19 protein-coding genes and 1 tRNA gene are annotated in these 20,346 nt (G+C 45.4%); 14 read left to right on the top strand and 6 right to left on the bottom strand.

Going from position 1 to position 20,346, the window contains the following annotated elements:
* Window positions 1-7: 7 nt before the first annotated feature.
* The 11 genes from nirB to C1N53_RS11125 all read left to right on the top strand — a co-directional run bounded on the left by nirB (window position 8) and on the right by C1N53_RS11125 (window position 13,302).
* Window positions 8-2,509 (top strand): nitrite reductase large subunit NirB, encoded by a 2,502-nt coding sequence (nirB, locus tag C1N53_RS11175; RefSeq protein ID WP_137759390.1) that lies wholly within the window; start codon window positions 8-10, stop codon window positions 2,507-2,509.
* A gap of 73 nt (window positions 2,510-2,582) precedes the next feature.
* Window positions 2,583-2,936 carry a nitrite reductase small subunit NirD gene (nirD, locus tag C1N53_RS11170; protein WP_137759389.1) on the top strand — a complete coding sequence of 118 codons (354 nt, stop codon included), beginning with the start codon at window positions 2,583-2,585 and terminating at the stop codon, window positions 2,934-2,936.
* 62 nt (window positions 2,937-2,998) lie between these two features.
* A complete protein-coding gene (gene moaCB, locus C1N53_RS11165) occupies window positions 2,999-3,934 on the top strand; it encodes a bifunctional molybdenum cofactor biosynthesis protein MoaC/MoaB (protein ID WP_137759388.1) in 936 nt (311 codons plus the stop codon).
* Window positions 3,935-4,246: 312 nt separating this feature from the next.
* Window positions 4,247-5,611, top strand: coding sequence for an MFS transporter (locus C1N53_RS11160; protein ID WP_137761472.1), 1,365 nt, complete (start codon window positions 4,247-4,249; stop codon window positions 5,609-5,611).
* A gap of 140 nt (window positions 5,612-5,751) precedes the next feature.
* Window positions 5,752-9,270 (top strand): nitrate reductase, encoded by a 3,519-nt coding sequence (locus tag C1N53_RS11155; RefSeq protein WP_137759387.1) that lies wholly within the window; start codon window positions 5,752-5,754, stop codon window positions 9,268-9,270.
* Between the two features lie 29 nt (window positions 9,271-9,299).
* The gene (locus C1N53_RS11150) at window positions 9,300-10,802 is read left to right on the top strand and encodes a rubredoxin (protein ID WP_137759386.1); all 1,503 of its coding nucleotides are present in this window, start codon (window positions 9,300-9,302) and stop codon (window positions 10,800-10,802) included.
* A complete protein-coding gene (locus tag C1N53_RS11145; RefSeq protein WP_137759385.1) occupies window positions 10,792-11,532 on the top strand; it encodes a sulfite exporter TauE/SafE family protein in 741 nt (246 codons plus the stop codon). Before C1N53_RS11150 ends, C1N53_RS11145 begins: the two co-directional genes overlap by 11 nt.
* A 147-nt stretch (window positions 11,533-11,679) precedes the next feature.
* Window positions 11,680-11,913: a MoaD/ThiS family protein gene (locus C1N53_RS11140; RefSeq protein ID WP_168194014.1), complete on the top strand. Its 234-nt coding sequence runs from the start codon at window positions 11,680-11,682 to the stop codon at window positions 11,911-11,913.
* 43 nt (window positions 11,914-11,956) lie between these two features.
* On the top strand, window positions 11,957-12,433 hold the full coding sequence (locus C1N53_RS11135; protein WP_137759383.1) for a molybdenum cofactor biosynthesis protein MoaE: 477 nt from the start codon (window positions 11,957-11,959) through the stop codon (window positions 12,431-12,433).
* A 2-nt stretch (window positions 12,434-12,435) separates the two neighbouring features.
* Window positions 12,436-12,717, top strand: coding sequence for a SelT/SelW/SelH family protein (locus C1N53_RS11130; RefSeq protein ID WP_240773193.1), 282 nt, complete (start codon window positions 12,436-12,438; stop codon window positions 12,715-12,717).
* Between the two features lie 6 nt (window positions 12,718-12,723).
* Entirely contained in the window at window positions 12,724-13,302 is a 579-nt protein-coding gene (locus tag C1N53_RS11125; RefSeq protein WP_137759381.1) for a molybdenum cofactor guanylyltransferase, read from the top strand.
* Window positions 13,303-13,368: 66 nt separating this feature from the next.
* Here the strand turns inward: C1N53_RS11125 and C1N53_RS11120 are convergent, their stop codons facing one another.
* The 4 genes from C1N53_RS11120 to C1N53_RS11105 all read right to left on the bottom strand — a co-directional run bounded on the left by C1N53_RS11120 (window position 13,369) and on the right by C1N53_RS11105 (window position 15,084).
* On the bottom strand, window positions 13,369-13,749 hold the full coding sequence (locus C1N53_RS11120; protein WP_137759380.1) for a DUF805 domain-containing protein: 381 nt from the start codon (window positions 13,747-13,749) through the stop codon (window positions 13,369-13,371).
* Window positions 13,750-14,115: 366 nt separating this feature from the next.
* A tRNA-Pro gene (locus C1N53_RS11115) sits at window positions 14,116-14,189 on the bottom strand.
* 123 nt (window positions 14,190-14,312) lie between these two features.
* Window positions 14,313-14,708: a hypothetical protein gene (locus tag C1N53_RS11110; protein ID WP_137759379.1), complete on the bottom strand. Its 396-nt coding sequence runs from the start codon at window positions 14,706-14,708 to the stop codon at window positions 14,313-14,315.
* A 148-nt stretch (window positions 14,709-14,856) separates the two neighbouring features.
* Window positions 14,857-15,084, bottom strand: a complete 228-nt coding sequence (locus tag C1N53_RS11105; protein ID WP_137759378.1) for a hypothetical protein — start codon at window positions 15,082-15,084, stop codon at window positions 14,857-14,859.
* A 317-nt stretch (window positions 15,085-15,401) separates the two neighbouring features.
* On the opposite strand from C1N53_RS11105, the gene C1N53_RS11100 reads away from it, so the two are divergent.
* Window positions 15,402-16,493 (top strand): PAS domain-containing sensor histidine kinase, encoded by a 1,092-nt coding sequence (locus C1N53_RS11100; RefSeq protein ID WP_137759377.1) that lies wholly within the window; start codon window positions 15,402-15,404, stop codon window positions 16,491-16,493.
* Between the two features lie 12 nt (window positions 16,494-16,505).
* Here C1N53_RS11100 and C1N53_RS11095 read toward each other — a convergent pair whose 3' ends face one another.
* The gene (locus C1N53_RS11095; protein ID WP_137759376.1) at window positions 16,506-16,940 is read right to left on the bottom strand and encodes a hypothetical protein; all 435 of its coding nucleotides are present in this window, start codon (window positions 16,938-16,940) and stop codon (window positions 16,506-16,508) included.
* 312 nt (window positions 16,941-17,252) lie between these two features.
* On the opposite strand from C1N53_RS11095, the gene C1N53_RS11090 reads away from it, so the two are divergent.
* Complete coding sequence (locus C1N53_RS11090; protein ID WP_137759375.1) at window positions 17,253-17,894, top strand: TVP38/TMEM64 family protein; 642 nt, start codon at window positions 17,253-17,255, stop codon at window positions 17,892-17,894.
* 27 nt (window positions 17,895-17,921) lie between these two features.
* Here C1N53_RS11090 and C1N53_RS11085 read toward each other — a convergent pair whose 3' ends face one another.
* Window positions 17,922-18,329 carry a hypothetical protein gene (locus tag C1N53_RS11085; RefSeq protein ID WP_137759374.1) on the bottom strand — a complete coding sequence of 136 codons (408 nt, stop codon included), beginning with the start codon at window positions 18,327-18,329 and terminating at the stop codon, window positions 17,922-17,924.
* A gap of 559 nt (window positions 18,330-18,888) precedes the next feature.
* On the opposite strand from C1N53_RS11085, the gene C1N53_RS11080 reads away from it, so the two are divergent.
* Window positions 18,889-20,340, top strand: coding sequence for a tyrosine-type recombinase/integrase (locus C1N53_RS11080; RefSeq protein WP_137759373.1), 1,452 nt, complete (start codon window positions 18,889-18,891; stop codon window positions 20,338-20,340).
* The last annotated feature ends 6 nt before the right edge of the window (window positions 20,341-20,346 follow it).

Genomic DNA, 20,346 nt, shown 5'->3' with positions numbered 1-20,346 from the left:
TATAATTATGGCACAGCACCGTCAGACAATAGTTGTTATAGGAAATGGCATGGTAGGATATAAGTTTTGTGAAAAACTAACCGCCAGAACAGCTGACTTTAACATTGTGGTTTTTGGAGAAGAGCCTCGCCGGGCTTACGACCGCGTGCATTTAAGCGAGTATTTTAATGGCAAGTCTGCGGAAGATCTCTCACTTTCTTCAGAAAACTGGTACCAGGAAAAAGGCATCACGCTTTACCTGGGAGATACCGTGCAGGAGATAAACAGAACAGAAAAAATGGTGCACTCTTTAAAAGGAGTAGTCCAGCCCTACGATTACCTGGTGTTTGCGACTGGTTCCGCTGCCTTTGTGCCTGATATACCTGGAGTGGAAAAAGACGGTGTTTTTGTGTACCGTACCATTGAAGATCTGGAAATGATACAGAAATATGCCGGGTCGGCTAAGAATGGAGCTGTGCTGGGAGGAGGACTTCTAGGACTGGAAGCCGCCAAGGCATTACTTGATTTAGGAATACAGGAAGCGCATGTGGTGGAGTTTGCCCCTCGCCTGATGCCACGCCAGATCGACTCGGCGGGCAGTGCCATGCTGCAGGCAAAGCTGGAGGCGCTTGGCCTGCAAATGCACCTTCAGAAAAGCACTAAGTGTATAGCAGGAGAAAATAAGATTACCGGGCTGCAGTTTACCGATGATACTTTGCTGGAGGTGGATATGCTGGTAATATCGGCTGGCATCAGACCACGCGACGAGCTGGCAAAGCTGGCAGGATTGGAGACGGGCTTACGTGGCGGCATTGTGGTAAATGAGAAGATGCAGACCAGTGATAAGCACATTTTTGCGATAGGTGAGTGTGCTTTGTATGATGGGATGATCTATGGACTGGTGGCGCCGGGCTATGATATGGCAGAAGTGGCGGCTACTACCATATGTGCAGGTAAGCGGAATTTTACCGGTTACGACATGAGCACTAAACTGAAACTGATTGGTGTGGACGTTGCCAGCTTTGGTGATCCGTTTGTGTCGGAACCCGATAGCAGGTCTATTGTTTTCGAAGACAGGCACAAAGGTGTTTATAAGCGCATTAATATTTCCAACGACGGCAAATACTTGTTGGGAGGTGTACTGATAGGCGAAGCAGAAGCCTATAATATGCTGTTGCAGACGGTCAACAACAAACTTGTGCTTCCCCCTAACCCAGAAGACTTGGTGTTAGGAGCAAGGGGAGGGGAGTTTGCCGGTGGTGCAGGCGTTATGAGCCTTCCGGATGAGGCCCTGATCTGCTCCTGTGAAGCTGTTTCGAAAGGTGCCATCTGCGCAGCTGTAACAGAGGGAGGTGCTACCAACCTGGAGGAGATTAAAAAGCATACCAAAGCGGGTACCTGCTGTGGGGGATGTGTGCCTCTGGTGAAGGATCTCCTAAACGATACCCTGAAAGCAAACGGTTCCTATATCAAGAATACAATTTGCGAACACTTCGATTTTTCAAGACAGGAGTTATTTGATCTGTTAAAGCTGAATAGCATTATAACATATGATGAAGCCCTGGATGTATTCGGGAAAGGGGATGGCTGTGAGGTATGCAAACCTGCTGTAGCCAGTATCCTCTCCAGCCTCTGGAACGATGTGATTGTAAGGCAGCAAACCATCCAGGATAGCAATGACCGTTACCTGGCCAACATACAGAAAGGCGGTACATATTCGGTGGTGCCGCGCATACCGGGAGGGGAAATAACACCGGATAAACTGATTGTGATCGGGCAGGTAGCCAAGAAATACGGCCTCTATACCAAGATAACAGGCGGGCAAAGAATTGATATGTTTGGGGCGCATTTAAGCGACCTGCCCGACATCTGGGAAGAGCTGATTGAGGCCGGATTTGAGAGCGGGCATGCCTATGGCAAAGCCCTGCGGACTGTGAAAAGCTGCGTGGGCAGCACCTGGTGCCGCTTCGGCCTGCACGACAGCGTTTCCTTTGCCATTGAGGTAGAAGATCGTTATAAAGGCATCCGTGCTCCGCATAAAATCAAAGGAGGTGTAAGCGGCTGCATAAGAGAGTGTGCCGAAGCACAATCGAAAGACTTTGGCATAATAGCCACCGACAAGGGCTGGAACCTGTACGTGTGTGGAAATGGTGGCTCCAAGCCGCAGCATGCGCAATTGTTAGCCTCTGACATTGATAAAGATACTTGCCTTAAATACCTCGACAGGTTCCTGATGTTCTATATTAAAACAGCTGATGCCCTTACCCGTACCGCCACCTGGCTCAATAAAATGGAAGGCGGCATGAGCTACCTTAAAAATGTAATCATAAACGACAGCTTAGGTATAAGTGAGCAACTGGAGAAGGAAATGCAACTGCTTATTAACAACTACCATTGCGAGTGGAAAGAGGTGGTGCAGAACCCGGAGCTGCGGAAGCGTTTTGTACACTTTGTGAATGCTCCCCGCGAAAAGGATCCGAACGTGAAGTTTGAATTGATGCGGGAACAGGTAAAAGCAACGGAGTGGTAATTAGCTGCGCCAAGTGATAAATTAGAAGGTAGTAAATAACCAGATTCTATAAAGTTTTAAATCAGAAACAATTATGGAAGTAGAAGTTTTAACATCCGTAGACTGGGTACTTGTCTGTAAGACAGACGATGTGCCTGAGAATGGCGGTGCTTGTGTAAAACATAACGATGAGCAGATCGCCATCTATAATTTTAGCAGGCGCGGAACATGGTATGCTACACAGAATCTATGTCCGCATAAGCAGCAGATGGTGCTTTCGCGGGGCATGATTGGCAGCTCCGGCGACACCTGCGAACCGAAAGTAGCCTGCCCTTTTCATAAGAAAACCTTCTCGCTGCTTTCCGGCGAATGCTTGTCGGGGGAAGATTATCAGATTAAAACCTACCCGGTAAAAGTAGTAGGAGATGAAGTATACATTGGCATATAGTAATAACATTTCTGCTACTTTAGCTGGCAGAAAAGAAACAGGTTATTACTAAACAGGAACTCATGCACGATTTAACGTCTCAATCTACTGCCTTGCAAACAGCACAAGCCATTGGCGTAGTGTTCTGTACCGCAGAAACTATTGCACTCCTGGAGCAAGGAGGGTTGCCTGGTGGTAGTCCTTTTAGCTTAGCCAGAGCGGCAGGTTTTATAGGTGCAAAAGCTACCCCGCAACTACTGCCACAACGCCATGCCATACAGCTCGACAGCCTGCAACTGGAGTTCGAAACGCTACAGGAAGAGCTGCATAAGGGTATACTGGAAGAAGGGGTGCTGCAGCGAAGCGGGATTCTGATAAAGGCAGTGGGCAAGGCCATAGGGCGTGCAGGAATAGAAACAGAAGTACTTACTGCGGTGTCGGTAGCAGCCCTGGAGCTGTTTGACCTGCTGAAGACAGTTGATGCACAGCTGGAAATCGGACAGCTGAGGGCGCTGGAGCAGAAAAAGAAAAAGTATTTTAATACACCGCCTGTATGTGCCGTGCTGGTATGCTCCGATTCTACTGCTGCCGGTGAGCGTGAAGACAACAGCGGCAAAATAATCATGCAGATGCTGGAAGAGGTGAATGCGGAAGTAAAGCATTACCTCGTTTTGCCCGACGATAAAGCGCAGATACAGCAGCAAATCAAGAAGTGGGTGGAGGAAGATGTTCAGTTCATTTTTACGACAGGCGGTACCGGTTTAGGCCCCCGGGACAATACGGTAAGTGCTGTAAAGGAAATGCTGGAAAGAGATGCCGATGGTATAGCAGAAGCTATACGGGTACACGGGCAAATGCGTACGCCACTTGCCATGATGAGCCGTGGTGTGGCAGGGGCCATAGGACATACCCTGGTTGTAACCTTACCGGGCAGCTCGAATGGTGTCCGGGAGTCTTTAGAAGCCATACTGCCAGCTGTATTTCATGCCCGCAAGATGATGAAGGGCGGAGGACACTAGCCGCTGTAAACCGTGCCCGGTTTCACTGCTCAGGTGAACTGTTCATCAGGTGGAGGGTTTTTGAATTTGTTCTGCGACACGAACAGGTTGCAGGAAAAGCTGGCGGTATCCTACTTCTTTAAATCCATTCGTTGGGCAATGCACATGTACTGCCCAGGGGGGTAACCTTAAATTTATTCCTGCTTCCGGTTTTAATGAGCTGAGCAGGATTAAAGCAGAATCTCCAGCTTCTCCTTCTTGTATCTGCAGCAGATACTTGTGACAGACTAAATTATTTAAACCTCAAATAACCTAAAACCAGATCACATCATGATGAAAGTTTCAAACGGCAAGGCAACTTCGATTAATCTTTTTAGCCTGAAAACCATTCAGATGCGTACGTTCCATCTTTCCTGGCTGGCGTTTTTCCTCTGCTTCTTTGGTTGGTTTGGCATTGCTCCGCTAATGGCAGTTGTACGGGAAGAACTGCATCTTTCCAAATCTGAGATTGGCAACATTATTATTTCTTCGGTGGCTATTACTATTCTGGCCCGCCTGGCGATAGGCTGGCTATGCGATAAGATAGGTCCCCGTATCAGTTATACCCTGATTCTGTTATTGGGATCATTACCTGTTATCTGTATCGGGTTTAGCAACAACTATGAATCTTTTCTGCTTTTCCGCCTGGCGATAGGGGTAATCGGTGCTTCGTTTGTAATTACACAGTACCACACCACTGCCATGTTTGCCCCAAATGTGGTAGGCACCGCGAATGCAACAACAGCAGGCTGGGGTAATCTGGGTGGTGGTATCACGCAAATGGTGATGCCATTGATTTTTGCCGGCTTTGTGGGTTTGGGCTTTGTAGACGCACAGGCCTGGCGCTATGCTATGGTCGTGCCAGGTGTCTTAATGATCCTTTGTGGGATCGCCTACTACTACTGTACCACCGACTACCCGGGTGGTAACAAGGCTGATCTGGCAGGAACTGAAGGCTTCCGGAAAAAAGATAAAGTTCCTTTTTGGAAAGCGGTTGCCGATTACCGGGTGTGGGCGCTTTTTGTGCTGTATGGCGCCTGCTTCGGAATTGAGCTTACTATCAATAATATTGCGGCCATTTACTACCACGATAACTTTGCGTTAAGCCTCGAAACAGCCGGTCTGATAGCAGGTTTGTTCGGGTTGATGAATATCTTCGCCAGAACACTGGGAGGCTTTTTCGGCGACAGGGCCGGAATGCGTTGGGGCCTGGCCGGTAGAGTGTGGTTTTTAGGCGCTGTTATTCTGGTAGAAGGGCTGGCCCTGGTGCTGTTTTCGCAAATGACCATGCTGCCGCTTTCCATTATGGCGCTGATCGTTTTCAGTCTGTTCGTGCAGATGTCGGAGGGAGCTACTTTCTCGGTTGTTCCTTTCATCAATAAAAAAGCAATGGGAGCCGTGGCGGGTGTGGTTGGAGCAGGCGGAAATGCCGGAGCAGTAGCGGCGGGTTTCCTCTTTAAAGTGGAAAGCCTTTCTTATCCCGAAGCCCTCTTTATTATTGGCCTGGTGGTAGCTGCTACCTCTGTGCTTGCTCTGCTCGTGCGCTTTTCTCCCGAAATGGAACAAGAAGCCAGGCTGGAAATGAAGGCGCTACTGGCTGAGAAGGATAATAGGCCAGCTCCTGTGAAAGTGTATGCTGAGGAAGCGGTGGAAAGCTGAGAGAGCTTGGGAGGTAGAAAGTTAAAAAGTTAGAGAGTTAAAAAGAGGGGGCAGTTGTACTTCCGCAAAACCCCAGCCTCTGGTGCCTGTATAGAAATGCTCCTTTACCTGAGCTGTATCACAACCAAACCTGAGTAAAAATGCCTGCGAACAAATTGCATAAAGAATCTTTTACCAGCACCTGTTGCTACTGCGGCGTAGGTTGTGGTGTGGTGGTGAAAAAAGAGAAAAATGGTACTGTAACCGTAGAGGGCAACCAGCATCATCCTGTAAACAGGGGCATGCTGTGCAGCAAAGGAATGAACCTACACTATACAGTGAATGATACGTCTGATCGCCTGCTGTACCCGCAGATGCGCTACAACAAAAGTATGCCGCTGCAACGGGTGGGGTGGGAAGAAGCCTTGCAAAGAACGGCTGCTGTTTTTAAAACCTTTATCCAGAAGTATGGGCCTGACGCTGTTGCCTTTTATGTATCGGGACAATGCCTGACAGAGGAGTACTATGTTGTGAACAAACTCATGAAAGGCTTTATCGGGAGCAACAACATCGATACAAATTCCAGGCTTTGCATGAGCAGTGCCGTGGCAGGCTACAAAATGGCTTTGGGCGAAGACAGCGTGCCTGTCTGCTACGATGATATAGAGCTGGCAGATTGCTTTTATGTAACCGGTGCCAACCCGGCCTGGTGCCACCCGATACTGTGGCGCAGGGTAGAAGCACATAAAACCGCAAACCCGAACGTAAAAGTTATAGTTGCAGATCCGCGTGCCACCGATTCTAGTGCCCTGGCTGACCTGCACCTGCAACTGAATCCCGGCACCGATATTACCCTTAACCATGCCATCGGCAGAATATTAATTGAAAACGGTGACATAGACGTTGCTTTTATCAGCAGGCATGCGGAGGGTTTTGAGAAGTACAAAGCATTGGTCTTTGAAAAATCAGTAGCTGAAGCGGCAGAGATATGTGGGGTGCCCGAGGAACAACTGAGGCTGGCAGCCCATTACATCGGCAATGCCAAAGGCTTTATTTCGATGTGGACCATGGGGTTGAACCAAAGTTCGATCGGTGTGAGCAAGAACCTGAGCCTGCTTAACCTGAACCTGATTACAGGCCATATCGGGAAACCCGGTTCGGGGCCTTTTTCTTTAACCGGGCAGCCCAACGCCATGGGGGGCAGAGAAGTAGGTGGCCTGGCCAACCTGCTGGCAGCCCACCGCAACCTGAACGATTCGAAGCACCGGGAGGAGGTACAGAAGTTCTGGGGAGGAACAGCCATCGCAGCAAAGCCAGGGTTATCAGCCACCGAAATGTTTGAGGCGCTGCATGCTGGAACTTTAAAAGCGATCTGGATTATCTGTACCAATCCCTTAACGAGCTTACCCAATGTGCGGGTGGCAGAGGAAGGGCTACGGAAAGCTAAGTTTGTGGTGGTGCAGGAGATTAGCAGTAAGCCTGAAACACTGCAGTATGCCGATGTTATTCTGCCTGCGGCAGCCTGGGCAGAGAAAGAAGGCACTATGACCAACTCTGAGCGACGCATCAGTTACCTGCACAAGGTGCTGGACCCGCCCGGTGAGGCGCTGCCAGACGCAGAGATTATCTGCAGGTTTGCCCGGCAAATGGGGTACCAGGGATTTGATTTTGCCAATGCCGCAGCTATTTACCAGGAGCATGCCCGGTTAACAGACGGAACAAATATCGATATAACCGGCCTGAATTATGAGGTGCTGAAAGAGAAGGGAACGGTGCAATGGCCATATAAAACCGGAGAAGCTGGTCAGGGGACAGCACGCTTATTTACAGACAAAGTATTTTATACTCCGTCTGCTAAAGCCATTATCCATCCGGTGCCCGATGAGTTCCGAAGCGAAAAGCCTGACCAGGATTACCCGTTGATCCTGACCACAGGGCGCATCCGGGACCAGTGGCACACGATGAGCAAAACCGGCAAAGTAAACAAACTTAAAAAGCACATCAGCCAGGCTTTCCTGGAAATGCATCCTTTGGATGCCGATCTGTTAGGTATAAGTAACGAGGACATCGTGGTGGTTAGCTCCAGAAGGGGGGATGTAAGAGTAAAAGCTAACGTTTCTTCCTCAATTAAAAAGGGCGTGGTGTTTCTGCCCATGCATTGGGGCAAAATTCTGGGAAGCGACCTGAACCGGGCCAATAACCTGACAAGCGACCTTGTCGATCCTGTTTCCAAAGAACCTGACTTTAAGTATTGTGCCGTTAAAGTTGAAAAGTATAAAAAACCTTACCAGCGCATTGTGATAGTGGGTGCCGGTGCCGGAGCTTTTGGCTTTGTGAAGTCTTACCGGGAACTGAACCAGGACGATGAAATCACCATTTTCAGCAAAGAAGATTTTCCATTCTACAACAGGGTAATGCTTCCCGACTACATTAGCGGCCAGCAGCAATGGGAGCAACTCGTGAAAATGAAAGACGCTGAGGAACCAGCCTATCGTATCCGTTTACTGCGTGGGGTAAGTGTAGAGAAGGTGGACAGGGAACGCAAGTTTGTTACTGATTCACGTGGAATCCGCACCGACTATGACATTTTGATCATGGCCACTGGTAGCCGTGCCGCAGTGCCGAAGCACGTGCCGAACCTGCCGGGCATCTTTACCATGCGCAGCCGCACCGATGCCGATAACTTTAAAAGCCACCTGCCGGCAAAGGCGCATGTGGTAATTGTGGGAGGTGGTTTGTTAGGACTGGAAATGGCTGCTTCGCTACGGGAGATCGGCACCAGGGTAACCATTATACAGCGTATTTCCCGTTTCCTGGACAGGCAACTGGACCCGCTCGGGAGCCAGCTGCTGCAGGAGGAAATGATGGATCAGGGCTGTGATTTATACTTTAATGATGAAGTACAGCTCTACTATGGCCGCTCCAGACTGACAGGAGTGGGATTGCGCAGTGGCCGCCGCATCGACTGCGATGCCATGATCATTGCTATTGGTACCGTGCCTAACCTGGAGCTGGCGCGGGAATGCGGACTGGACTGCAAGCGCGGGGTGCTGGTAAACGAACGACTACAAACCAGCGATCCGGACATCTTTGCTATTGGCGAGATTGCGGAGTTCGAAGGAGTCCTGTATGGCATCACGGCTGCGGCAGAGCAACAAGCTGACATTGTAGCCCGATACCTGGCAGGAGATATTGCCAGCCATTATACCGGCAGCACCTTTATGAACATCATCAAAATACACGGGTTCGACTTGTGCAGCATTGGCATACCCGAATGCCCGGATGAGGAACACTATGAAGAAGTGGTATTTATAGACAAGGCCAAACGCTATTACAAGAAATGTATTATTCACCAGGACAGGTTAGTAGGGGCTATCCTAATCGGAGATAAAAGTGAGTTCCAGGAGTTCCGGGAGCTGATCTCGAACAAAACCGAGCTAAGTGAAAAACGCCTCCAACTGTTGCGCAGCGGAAGCAAAGCAGAGCCTGTGATCGGGAAACTGGTATGCAGCTGCAACAACGTGGGCAGTGGCAACATCAAAAACAAGATAGCAGAAGGCTGCACCGATTTTAAACAGTTATGTACCGCCACAGGTGCAGGCACCGGCTGCGGCTCCTGCCGCCCCGAAGTAAAGCAGATACTCGAAGAAAGTATGAAGCAGGAGGTGGTAAAGGTGTAGTGAGAAAGTTAAGAAATTGAAATGTAGCAATGGCAGCAAAAGACTATACTATAAAAATAAACCTGACAGGTGGCATTGTATCGGCTGGTGATTTGTATCATATACTGGAAGCGGCGGAGAAAGCACAAGTGGAGCATATCCGTTTCGGAAACAGGCAGCAGCTTTTTTTTTCAGTGGCAGAAGAAAAACTGTGGGAACTGCAGCAAGATTTAATGGCCGCCGATATCATTTTTGAACTTAACAAAGACCTGCACCCCAATATCCTGAGTTCTTATGTAACCGAAGACGTTTTTTACCATGCTAACTGGCTGCGGGAGGGTGTATACAAAGACATACTCGACCTGTTCGATTACCGGCCACAGGTAAAGATAAACCTGGTAGATAGCGAACAAGCCTTTGTGCCTTTTTTTACAGGTAACCTGAATTTTATCGCCTCCGAAACGAGCAATTACTGGTTTCTGTACATCCGTTTCCCGAAAACAAACATTATTTACCAGTGGCCGTCGCTTGTTTATTCAGAAGATATTCCCGGGCTTAGTAGCCTGGTTGAGCAGGTGATTTTTTCGAATAAGGAGCGGTTTTACGACCAGCGGGCAATAGACGGAAATCTGCTGCATAACATGGTGCGGGCAAGCGGAAACTTTGTAATTCAGCCTATCACCCACCCGCTAAGGTTGCCTGAGTTTAAGCTGCCCTACTACGAAGGTTTTAACCGCTATGGCAACAAATTATGGCTGGGTATTTACCGCCGGGACGAACAGTTTCCGCTCTCTTTTCTGAAGCGTATATGTACCATATGCCTTCAGACCAGGATCGGTCAGTTGTACACTACCCCCTGGAAATCGCTGGTGATAAAGGGTATTGAGCTGGCTGACCGGAACTTGTGGGACAATGTGCTAAGCAGGTACCGCATTAATGTACGCCATGCCTCCAATGAGCTGAACTGGCAGGTAGAAGACCTGTGTGCGTATGGCCTGAACCTGAAAAACCACCTTGTCAGGAAATTCAATGAAGAAGATGTAAGAACCTATCGCTTGTGTTTTGCCATAAAAACGCAGCCTAAAACGGGGCTTTTCGGCTCTATCATTATCCGTACACAGCAAGATATTGGCAGTAGTGCCGCACTAACAGAAGAGCTGTTCGAAATACTTTATACCCGCGATTTTAATCCTAATTCAAAAGATTTTATTAGTTTTAAAAAAGGAGTAGCCAAAGAAGACCTGAGCACGTACCTGATAAAGCTTTGCGACGATTATTATGAGCAGCAAAGTGAGCCTGAACTGCTCTCGGTCGCTGCGCAGCCGAATGAACAGGTGCCTGGTAAACCGGAAGAACTGGCAGTATATAAAGTATACCAATGCCGCAACTGCTATACCATGTACGACGAGCATTATGGCGACGAAGTGAACGAGGTACAAAATGGTACTCCCTTTACATCTATTCCGGATTATACATGCCCTACCTGCGGAGCACCAAAGGCAGATTTTGTAATAGCCGGAAGCTCATTATCATTACTACAAAATGGAACCTGATCTACTTATAGCACTGGCACTTCTTGTTGTTGGATTTTTGTATGCCTCTGTAGGCCATGGCGGAGCAAGTGGTTACCTGGCTGTGTTGTCGATTTTTGCGGTACCGGTGGTAACTTATAAGCCCATGATTTTGGTGCTGAACATGGTGGTAGCCGGTATGGGCTTTGTGCAGTTTTACAAGGCAGGCTACTTTAAGTGGAAGCTGCTCTGGCCTTTTCTGATTACTTCTATACCGCTTGCTTTTCTGGGTTCTAAAACAATACTGCCGGCCGGTAATTATAATCTGCTGTTGGGCCTGGCCCTGATCGTGCCTGTGATCCGTTTGCTGGGAATGGGGCCAAAAGAAAAAGAGCAGCAGAAAGAACCTGTGCTGTGGGTGGCCCTGTTATGGGGGTGTGCCATCGGGTATTTGTCTGGCTTGCTAAATATTGGCGGCGGAATCTTTCTAAGCCCGATCCTGATGCTTTTAGCCTGGGCCCGAGCAAAAGAGGCAGCTGCTGTGTCCAGCCTCTTTATTTTCTTTAACTCCTTCGCCGGATTACTGGGGAATACAACTTTTGACACAGCCTTTAACAGTTCTGCTTATATCTGGTTTGCTGCTGCCGTTATTGGCGGCACAAGCGGTGCCTATTTTGGCAGTCATCGGTTTGGGCAGGCTACAGTGCGCTATCTACTCACAGCTGTACTTGGCATTGCTTCCCTGAAGCTTATTTTCTTTATGCCGGGGTAATGCATTCTCGGATCAGAGCTCATAAATGAAGATGACAACAATTGTTGATGATTTATGAGCCGAAGAAACAATACGATAGCTTGTATAATAGTTACGGATAGGATGTAAACAATGAGTGGCTTAAGAGGTGGTTTTAAGAATAGAAAAATGAAAATACAGGTTTATGCGGCCCTAAAAGAGTATTACGATAAAGAGTTTGAGCTTGATGGTGATATTCGGGATGTGGCAGCTTTGAAAGAGCAATTAAGGAAATTGAATGGAGCTGCGGACGGAGTCCTGCGCAGTTGCAGGTTTGCCGTAGACGATACTTTTGTAGGAGCAGATTATCAGCTGAAAGAAGATGATGTTGTGAGCGTGATACCGCCCAGCAGCGGTGGATAAGCTGATGGTGCTTCCGACAGAACTAAAAACTTAGCATTTTACGATGGAATATATTTCAGCAAAGCCTTTGGACCTGGTAGGTCTGCTGGCAGAGTCGCATCATCCGCAGGCCGGGGCAGTGGTATTGTTCAGCGGCGATGTGCGCGACAATAACCTGGGCAGGCAAGTGGCTTACCTTGATTATGAAGCACATGAATCTATGGCCTCTAAAATGGTGGCCGGAATACTAGCAGATGCTAAAAGCAAGTGGCCCTTGAATATTGCTCTTGCGCAGCATCGTGTGGGCAAAGTAGGAGTGGGAGAGTCTGCCGTAGTTGTTATAACAGCCTCTCCGCATCGTACTGAAGCCTATGCTGCTAACCGCTATATCATTGACCGCATTAAGCACGAAGCTCCTATCTGGAAGTGCGAGTACTTTACCGACGGAACCAAGAAGTGGGGCGGCAACTGCAATTGCCACGATATTACTGGCGATGCCAACAAGCATGTGTATGAGTTTGATGAGTCAAAAGTAAAATAATTGTGGAAAAGCCCGTTGTAACCATTGAATATTGCCCAAAGTGTGGCTGGATGTTGCGTGCCGCTTACATGGCACAGGAACTGCTCACTACTTTTTCGGAAGAACTGCACGGTGTGTTGCTACAGCCAAGCGAAGTAAGTGGGAGGTACAACATTCGGGTAAATGAGGAGCCGGTTTTTGATCGCAAAGAAGCAGGCCGTTTTCCGGAGATGAAGGAGCTGAAGCAACTGATACGTGACAAAGTAAGCCCCGGTAAAAGCTTGGGGCACTCTGATAAAAAGTGAGCTGCTATGGCTAAGCTGTTGGGTGTGGTGTTAAGTGGCGGCGAGAGCAGGCGCATGGGCCGCGACAAAGGCCTGCTGCCTATACAGGATACTGCCTGGGCAAAGTATGTAGCAGCAAAGCTGGAGGCATTGGCACTGCCTGTTGTTGTTTCTGTTAATGCTGCTCAGTGGAGTAACTACAACAGGCTTTTTTCTTCTGAAACATTGGTGCTGGATACGGTAGCTATAGTAGAGGGGCCTTTGCGTGGTCTTCTGAGTGTGCACCAGCAATATCCTACACAGGATTTGCTCCTGCTTGCCTGTGATATGATTGATATGGAGCAGGCAACTCTGGAGAAGCTAATAGCTGTGTATCAGCAGGAGCCGGACTACGATGCTTATGTATACCAGAATGAGGAATTAATAGAGCCATTCGGAGCTGTATATACAGCAAGATGTTTGGCAAATACCTTAAGAAAAGCAGTGTCTGGTGCTTTGAGCAGGTACAGTTTGAAAAGCGTGGTAGAAAGCGGGGATGCCAGGAGGCTTTTAGGGGTGCAGGGGAGCAGCTTTAAAAACTATAACACTTGCACCAATCAGAAATAAACATTCCGCCATTAAAAACCTTTTACTTGGCAAAGGGCTTTTAATGGCGGAATGTTCCTGTTACGCTTAGATAAGTATATAATCTTCTTCTTTTGGATTCTCGCCGTACCTGTTTGCACCTGGAGTACTATCTGTAACAAGCAGCACAAATAGCCAGATAGCGCCTGCAATTGGAATAAACGACACCAGGACCATCCAACCGCTTTTTCCTACATCATGAAGCCTTCTGACTAGAACTGCCAGGCTGGGAATAATCATGGCAAAGACGAAGATGCCGTAAATCGGCCCATAATTCAATTCCTCGACAGCAATACCAAGCATGTTATCTAAAATCATGGCAACTATCGCAAAAAGGATGTAAAAGAGCGAAAACATCCAATATTCTTTTCTTCTTGCTCTGCCGCTAAATACAGCATACTTTTTTAATACTTGTAAAAACCAATTCATAAAATGTTAAAGTTTCGTCTTCCTACTCCTAAGGCTTTTCGGCTCTGCCCCGTTTTTTATATGGTTTCTGGACTCCACAGTTGTTTTAAAATTGTGTATTAAAATCCAAAGCAAAGCCAAGGTATTAATGGTGCAACTACTGGTGTAGTTTCTATTATATATTAAAGTATTTGTTGGTAAATATAATATTTAGAATTTAATATATGTATCTGTTGTTATTAAATTTATGCTTCATTTAAAGTTAAAGTTTGTAACCGGACTTATTGAAAATGAAATGTTTGTGAAAGGTAAAATGGGGTGGAGTGATTGTAAGAAAACCAGGTGCCATAAAAAAGCCTTCTACAGCTAAGTAGAAGGCTAATAAAGTCGGAGTGGCGGGATTCGAACCCACGACCTCCAGCACCCCATGCTGGCGCGATACCAGGCTACGCTACACCCCGGATATTTTTGGCGAACATACTAAAAGGACTGCAGCTATACAAGTGTTTGCGGCAAGCATTATTGCATTAACATCAGGCCGGAATGTAAGTTGCTGTCTCTGAAACCGGAAAATTTTACCTGGTTCAGGCAGTAAGCCACTCCAGGGCTGCTTCTTTGGTTTGAAAGTTCCGGAAAACAAACCGAGGTTTTGTCTCCTGCTCCACCTGGTTTACTCTTTCTTCTCGTGTTATATCAGCAGATAAGATACGGGCCATCTTCACCAGCCTGGTTTGCATCAGGTTCTGCACAAATTTTACCATAATAGGTTTGTAATCGGAGTCGCTCAGGTCCACAACCGTACCGCTTGAATCTATAAGCAGTTTCTTTACATCATAATTTCGAATAGTTTCCAGAATAATATCCAACGACTGTTTCACCTCAGGCAGTACGAATTGATGAAAGTCGGGCCATTGCATAAATAGAATGTCGGTGGCTGGATCATAGTCCAACTGAACAATACCGTTACTATAAAGAATCATGTAGAAGCAGATGTATAGCTTTTATCAAATAAAGGTAGCTAAATTTGTTAAAAAAAAACAAGCGGCGTACAAGGCAGGAGTTTTATTTTGCGGGCTGTGGTAAACACATAAAAAAAGCCCTCATAGGAGAGGGCAGGTAGTGTAGCTGTTACACCCATTTGATATCGATTCTGTTCAGGCCGATCTTGTAAAGCTTATTGGTCAGAGACTCCAGTTCGCTTATCAGTTCCAGGTCGAGGGCACTATGACGGCTCTTCAGTTTAGCAGCGGTTACTAAATTTCGGAGTGTTTGTAATTCACTTGATGTTATTTCTACAGAAGTTGTAAACCTGTTGTCTAACCCGTTCCCCATTGTTTTCATAGTTTGTAGCATCATAGTAGCTTATTTGGTAACACACTTATTAAGCAAAGAATAAAACGAAATAAAAAGTTCAAATGTGTAACCTTATTTTAGAAAGATGCGTAGCCGAGGCTTCCCGGGTCATGCTTTTTTAAGTAAGCCTTTGCATTGCAAAAGAGGGTGTAGCCTTACAAATAAATTTTGTTAACATTTTGTTCCTGCAGTAGGTTAAATGATGTAGGCATTAACAAAGGTGCCTCAGAAAACGCTACTCATCTCGCTGACAAATTAATTTACTAAACGTAAGATGGCAATCATAGTAGGTTAATAGTTATGGCTTTATACAATTGGCAATGGACATAAACAATAACTTCGAAATATTCGAAAAGCTGATCAATCAGGCCGAAAAGGTGCTGTTTTCTTTCGATACAGCCGCAAACAGTGTTTCATACCTGAACCACGCCTTCGAGCTGATCTGGAAGCAGAGCAGAGAACGTTTTGTTTCCAACCCGGCCAATATTCTAGAAACAGTTCATCCGGATGACAGGGATTACCTGGTAAAGAAGTACCGAGAAGTATTAAAAGGGAAAAGCAGAGAGAATCTGGAGTTCAGGATAGTGCATCCTGATAATGCACTAAGATGGCTGCAGCTTACGCCACAACGGGTAACCGATAAGCATGGCAGGGAATATGTAGTGGGTTTAATTGATGATGTAACTATTATGAGGGAAAACATCAGTACGATGCAGAAGTTTGGGGCTAAGAAAAACTCTATTCTGGAAATTCTTTCTCATGACCTGGCCGGACCTTTAGCCAACATTAAAGTTTTGTCGGAGGTACTTTCTGAAAGTACAAGGGAATACAACAATCCTGAAGTAAACGAAATTATCAGCATTATCAGGGAAAGCAGTGACCGTAACATTCACCTGATCCGCAACTTTGTACAGCAGGAGTTTTTAGAATCAGTAGATGCAGGCCTTGTGAAGAAGAGGATAGACTTGGTAGCCAAAGTTCAGGAGGTGATGGAGCAATACAAGGATGGCCAGAACCTTATCCACAAAGAGATACGGTTTAGCTCGTCATCTGATAAAATATACGTAAATATTGATCAGACAAAGTTTATGCAGGTGATTAATAACCTAATGTCAAATGCTATCAAGTTTACAGAAGACAACGGTATTATTGCTGTTGACCTGAGCGAAAAGGAATCAACCGTACTTATAAAGGTGCAGGATAATGGTATCGGAATACCCAGAAAATATCATGATGAACTTTTTGAGAAATTTACCAGGGCAAGGCGCGAAGGCTTAAAGGGAGAGCCTTCTACAGGTTTGGGGATGTCTATTATCAAAACCATAGTAGAATGGCACGATGGCAGCATATGGTTTGAAAGCGAAGAAAAAGCAGGCACTACTTTTTATATTGAGCTACCGAAAGATGCTTAACCTCACATAGGGTTAATGCATTTTCTCTTCCTGCTGCGCCACATCTGAAGAAGCTGATTGACTGAACCAGTTAATAGCTTCCTCTTTTTTAACAAAGTACTGAAAATCGAACGTAGTATCTTCTTTCCCATGTACCATAATAGCAGCAATGGCCATGTGGTTATACAGGTTTTCCGGAATAATAATCGCTACCTTTTTTACGCCCATTTCCGAAAGGCCAGGCAATAACACTTTGCTGGTCCAGGTCTGGTCTTCCGGTTGAATCAGATCTATTTTGCTCGAGTTTGCCAGCCAGTACCTGAGCTTATAGGTAGCCACTATATCCATACAATCCTTAACGGCTTCCCGGAATTGAGCAGAATTAAAAGTGCCGTTCCAGTCCATAATAATGGTGGAATTAAGCTCATCAACTTCAACAGTTAAAAAAGGGTATTTTCTGTAAGCCATGGAATTGTAAACGTATGGGCGCTATTAATAGTCCAGAGGTTCTTGTTTTTAATTATAGTCAGATAGAGACAAATTTATATGAAATATAGCTTAGGCCTCTGTCATAATTTCAAATTTACGACTTTATATACGTATTTTTTTAATTTTTAGTATTATTTAGTTAAGTGTTTGTTTAAAAAAGTTGATTTACCCTTTTCTTTAGTAAAGTTTGGTTTGCGCAGTGTGCACAGTAAGCCTTCGCTTAACGTACATATATAGCAGATTTATTGTTGTGCTTATGAAATCAGCTTACTTTTGCCGAAAGTACATTTCATGAAAAAGCTGCTGTCTATATTCGTTTTCTGCTGTTTTGTTATTCTAATTTCTTTTGCCCTTTTCGGACAGGTAGAGCAGCAAATTGAGCAAATACTAAGTACAAAGGAGTCGCTGGCTGCCTATGCCCTGGTTAGCTTTGCTTTTCTAACCTCGGATATTTTTCTGCCCGTACCTTCCAGTTTTATACTAATCCTGAATGGGAAAATATTAGGTGTTGTTTCAGGTACTTTGCTTTCAACTGTTTCGGGTGTATTATCGTCGGCTATCGGGTTTTATGTAGGCAGAAGAGCAAACCAATATCTGAACAGGTATTTCGGTGAAAAGGAGCAGCATGCCAGCAACTGGCTTTTTCAAAAATTTGGGAATGTGGCCATTGCTATATCCAAAGCTTTGCCTATACTTTCAGAAGCCATTTCGGTGGTAGCTGGCACAACCTCCATGTCGCTTAAGGTGTTTCTGGTTTATTCGCTGATCGGGCACTTTTTCGTTTCGTTAGCTTATGCCTACGTAGGCAGTTTTTCCTCTTCGCTTAATTCTGGTGTGCTGTCAGCCATTGTTATATTGGCAAGCCTCGCTTTCGGTTGGGTGTTGCAGTACTTTATTCAAAGAAAAGAAGCCGGAGGGGCGTTAAAACGCTGAGAGGCTGCTGGCATTGGGCGTGCCAGATTATATTTCTACCCACATTAAGGCATCTTCGTCATTGGTGAAGTTTTTTACCTCAAACTTTGTAATACCCAAAGCGTCTGCTCTGGTAGCCACCGATTCCAGAGCAATGCGGTAAAAGACATTTAGAGGTAACACCCGGGCAATTTTTTGAAGCTTTGTTTTGGAGAGCAATTCATAGAAAGTGGTAGACATCCATTCTTTTGCTTCCGCACTCAGTGTTTCGAAAGCCTGTGCATTGGCTATTACTCTCGTAATCCTGGTGTCGCGTAGTACTTCATAAAGCATTGTGCCACCAGCTTCCACTTCTTCCGCATTAACGCTCTTTAACCATTTCGACCTGATTATATTATTTTCTACGTCTGCCTCAATTCTGTAAAAAGCAGATTCATACATTGTTTTGAAAGCCATCAGGGATATATGGTGGAATAATTAATCGCAAAGATAGTAAAAAGACTGCATATACTGACTAAACGTTTTGGCTGATGTAGTTGAGGTGGTGCTGCGGCGTTCATATAAGTTAAATAGACATTTGTTAAGCTAGTAGTTGGCTAATTACATCTACAATGTAGTTAGACAACCTTAATTATCATTCAATAATATAGCTTTCAAGATTATTGAATGATTAGCCCGAGAAAGAAGCTGTCCATTAAATGCTGCCTTTCATTATTTTAAAGGTGGTTGTAATAGAGTTATAAGATAAACAATTCAGATTAACAGCAATCAAGCATTTCAGGAATTGTTTCATTGAAAAGTTTTGAAGTTAACAAAAAACGCTGGCTACAGGTGGTGTAGTCAGCGTTTCAGTTTACTTCCCTTGTGCACCCGAGAGGATTCGAACGTATGTAAAAATGTGCTTTACATGGCTAAAAATGAGGTTTTGCTGAAAATGTTGTATCAACTGTTGTATTAATTTATATTAATACAACTATCTTTGCCATAAAGAGATACCTGATATTAAATTCCTGGCATGAGCTTCACAACAAAAGCATATCTTCAAAAGGCAGACAAACAAGGCATAGGCAGAGTTTATCTTCGTTACACTTACAAACGTAGACCTGATGGACTTAATCTAAGCCTAAAAGTTCACAAAAGTAAGTTTGATTCAGCGAAGGGATTCGTTAAAACCAGCCATCCAGAAGCATCGGAAATAAACGCAGCTATTAGACAAGCGCAGCAGTTGGTTGAAGATATTGCCTCCAAACTTCCGGACCCAGATTTCAAGCAGGTTAAAAAACTTTATGTGCAGAGGCTGGTGGAGATTAAAGAACAAGAGCGTATTGCCGAGGACAAAATACGCAAAGAGCGTAAGGTTCTGAAGATAGACCACCTCATTAATCACATAGATTCAGAAGAGATACCTGAGCAGATTAAGGCACTGCAAAAGAAAATCGCTGAACTCACCGAAAGGCAACAGGAACTAAAGCAATTAGGGTACAGAAATGAGACGTATGAGGAAGCGGAGTTTAAGCTACTCTTAGATGAATACCAAGAAACGTTCAAAGTCAAGAGTAAAAGTGCCCAGGCTCACATAAAAGTTTGGGCCAGTACATTATTAGAGTTTTCCAAAGACACAAATACATGTCTGGTTTTTAGCGTGTTTGACCGCAATTTTTACCTTGCGTATGCTAAATACCTTATGCATGGAGAGCGTGATTTTTACAATAACACGTTTGGCAACCATATCAAAGACCTTCGTGCGTTTCTGACCTGGGTAGAAGATGAAAAGGGTGTTTCGGTGAATAGGGGATATAAAAAGTATGAACGTACGAAAGATGATATTGAGGTTATTTACCTTACTGCTGAAGAGTTAGAGCTTTTGTGGGATTACAGAAGTGAGGTGAAGGAGGAATATAAAAAGTACATCGACCTGTGCGTATTTGGAAATCTGACCGGGCTACGCATAAGCGATATTCTACGCTCTTACTGGAAAGTTGAAAATGGAGTGTTGATGGGTAAAACGAAAAAAACCAAGGGTCACTATCAAGTACCCCTTATTCTGGACCCCAGAATTGAAGAGATACTAAAACGCTATAATTATAACTTAAAGTTAGTTAGCAGTGTGAAATACAACGAATATATCAAGGTCATATTGAAAGCTTTATTTATGAAGCATGAGATTAACCAACAGCCTATTGCTGTAATGCGCTATAAACTTAAAGAAGAGTTTGTTTTCCACCATTATAAGTATGAGCTAATGAGTAGTCATAGCAATCGTAGGGGCTTCTGCACCAGGCTGTGGCAAGAAGGCCACACTGAGCGTGATATACTCTTGATGTTGGGAAGTAAGTCTAATCAAGTGCTGCGGAAATATATTCATAACGACACTGAAAACCTTGTAAGGAAGGTAACGGAGAAAGTCGCTGAAAAGAAAGCAGCCGTGCAGGCTGCCTTAGCAAGGGTGGAGTCAGAAGTAGCGTAGGAAAGA

The sequence above is a fragment of the Pontibacter sp. SGAir0037 genome (assembly GCF_005491705.1).
GTDB lineage: Bacteria > Bacteroidota > Bacteroidia > Cytophagales > Hymenobacteraceae > Pontibacter.
Note: the sequence above shows the minus strand (reverse complement) of the source record. Positions and strands in the feature narration are given on the sequence as shown.

What these genes read in the sequence shown, in the direction of transcription:
- nirB (WP_137759390.1), top strand. Translation starts at nt 8, where the DNA reads ATGGCACAGCACCGTCAGACAATAGTTGTTATAGGAAATGGCATGGTA.
- nirD (WP_137759389.1), top strand. Translation starts at nt 2,583, where the DNA reads ATGGAAGTAGAAGTTTTAACATCCGTAGACTGGGTACTTGTCTGTAAG.
- moaCB (WP_137759388.1), top strand. Translation starts at nt 2,999, where the DNA reads ATGCACGATTTAACGTCTCAATCTACTGCCTTGCAAACAGCACAAGCC.
- C1N53_RS11160 (WP_137761472.1), top strand. Translation starts at nt 4,247, where the DNA reads ATGAAAGTTTCAAACGGCAAGGCAACTTCGATTAATCTTTTTAGCCTG.
- C1N53_RS11155 (WP_137759387.1), top strand. Translation starts at nt 5,752, where the DNA reads ATGCCTGCGAACAAATTGCATAAAGAATCTTTTACCAGCACCTGTTGC.
- C1N53_RS11150 (WP_137759386.1), top strand. Translation starts at nt 9,300, where the DNA reads ATGGCAGCAAAAGACTATACTATAAAAATAAACCTGACAGGTGGCATT.
- C1N53_RS11145 (WP_137759385.1), top strand. Translation starts at nt 10,792, where the DNA reads ATGGAACCTGATCTACTTATAGCACTGGCACTTCTTGTTGTTGGATTT.
- C1N53_RS11140 (WP_168194014.1), top strand. Translation starts at nt 11,680, where the DNA reads ATGAAAATACAGGTTTATGCGGCCCTAAAAGAGTATTACGATAAAGAG.
- C1N53_RS11135 (WP_137759383.1), top strand. Translation starts at nt 11,957, where the DNA reads ATGGAATATATTTCAGCAAAGCCTTTGGACCTGGTAGGTCTGCTGGCA.
- C1N53_RS11125 (WP_137759381.1), top strand. Translation starts at nt 12,724, where the DNA reads ATGGCTAAGCTGTTGGGTGTGGTGTTAAGTGGCGGCGAGAGCAGGCGC.
- C1N53_RS11120 (WP_137759380.1), bottom strand. Translation starts at nt 13,749, where the DNA reads ATGAATTGGTTTTTACAAGTATTAAAAAAGTATGCTGTATTTAGCGGC.
- C1N53_RS11110 (WP_137759379.1), bottom strand. Translation starts at nt 14,708, where the DNA reads ATGATTCTTTATAGTAACGGTATTGTTCAGTTGGACTATGATCCAGCC.
- C1N53_RS11105 (WP_137759378.1), bottom strand. Translation starts at nt 15,084, where the DNA reads ATGATGCTACAAACTATGAAAACAATGGGGAACGGGTTAGACAACAGG.
- C1N53_RS11100 (WP_137759377.1), top strand. Translation starts at nt 15,402, where the DNA reads ATGGACATAAACAATAACTTCGAAATATTCGAAAAGCTGATCAATCAG.
- C1N53_RS11095 (WP_137759376.1), bottom strand. Translation starts at nt 16,940, where the DNA reads ATGGCTTACAGAAAATACCCTTTTTTAACTGTTGAAGTTGATGAGCTT.
- C1N53_RS11090 (WP_137759375.1), top strand. Translation starts at nt 17,253, where the DNA reads ATGAAAAAGCTGCTGTCTATATTCGTTTTCTGCTGTTTTGTTATTCTA.
- C1N53_RS11085 (WP_137759374.1), bottom strand. Translation starts at nt 18,329, where the DNA reads ATGGCTTTCAAAACAATGTATGAATCTGCTTTTTACAGAATTGAGGCA.
- C1N53_RS11080 (WP_137759373.1), top strand. Translation starts at nt 18,889, where the DNA reads ATGAGCTTCACAACAAAAGCATATCTTCAAAAGGCAGACAAACAAGGC.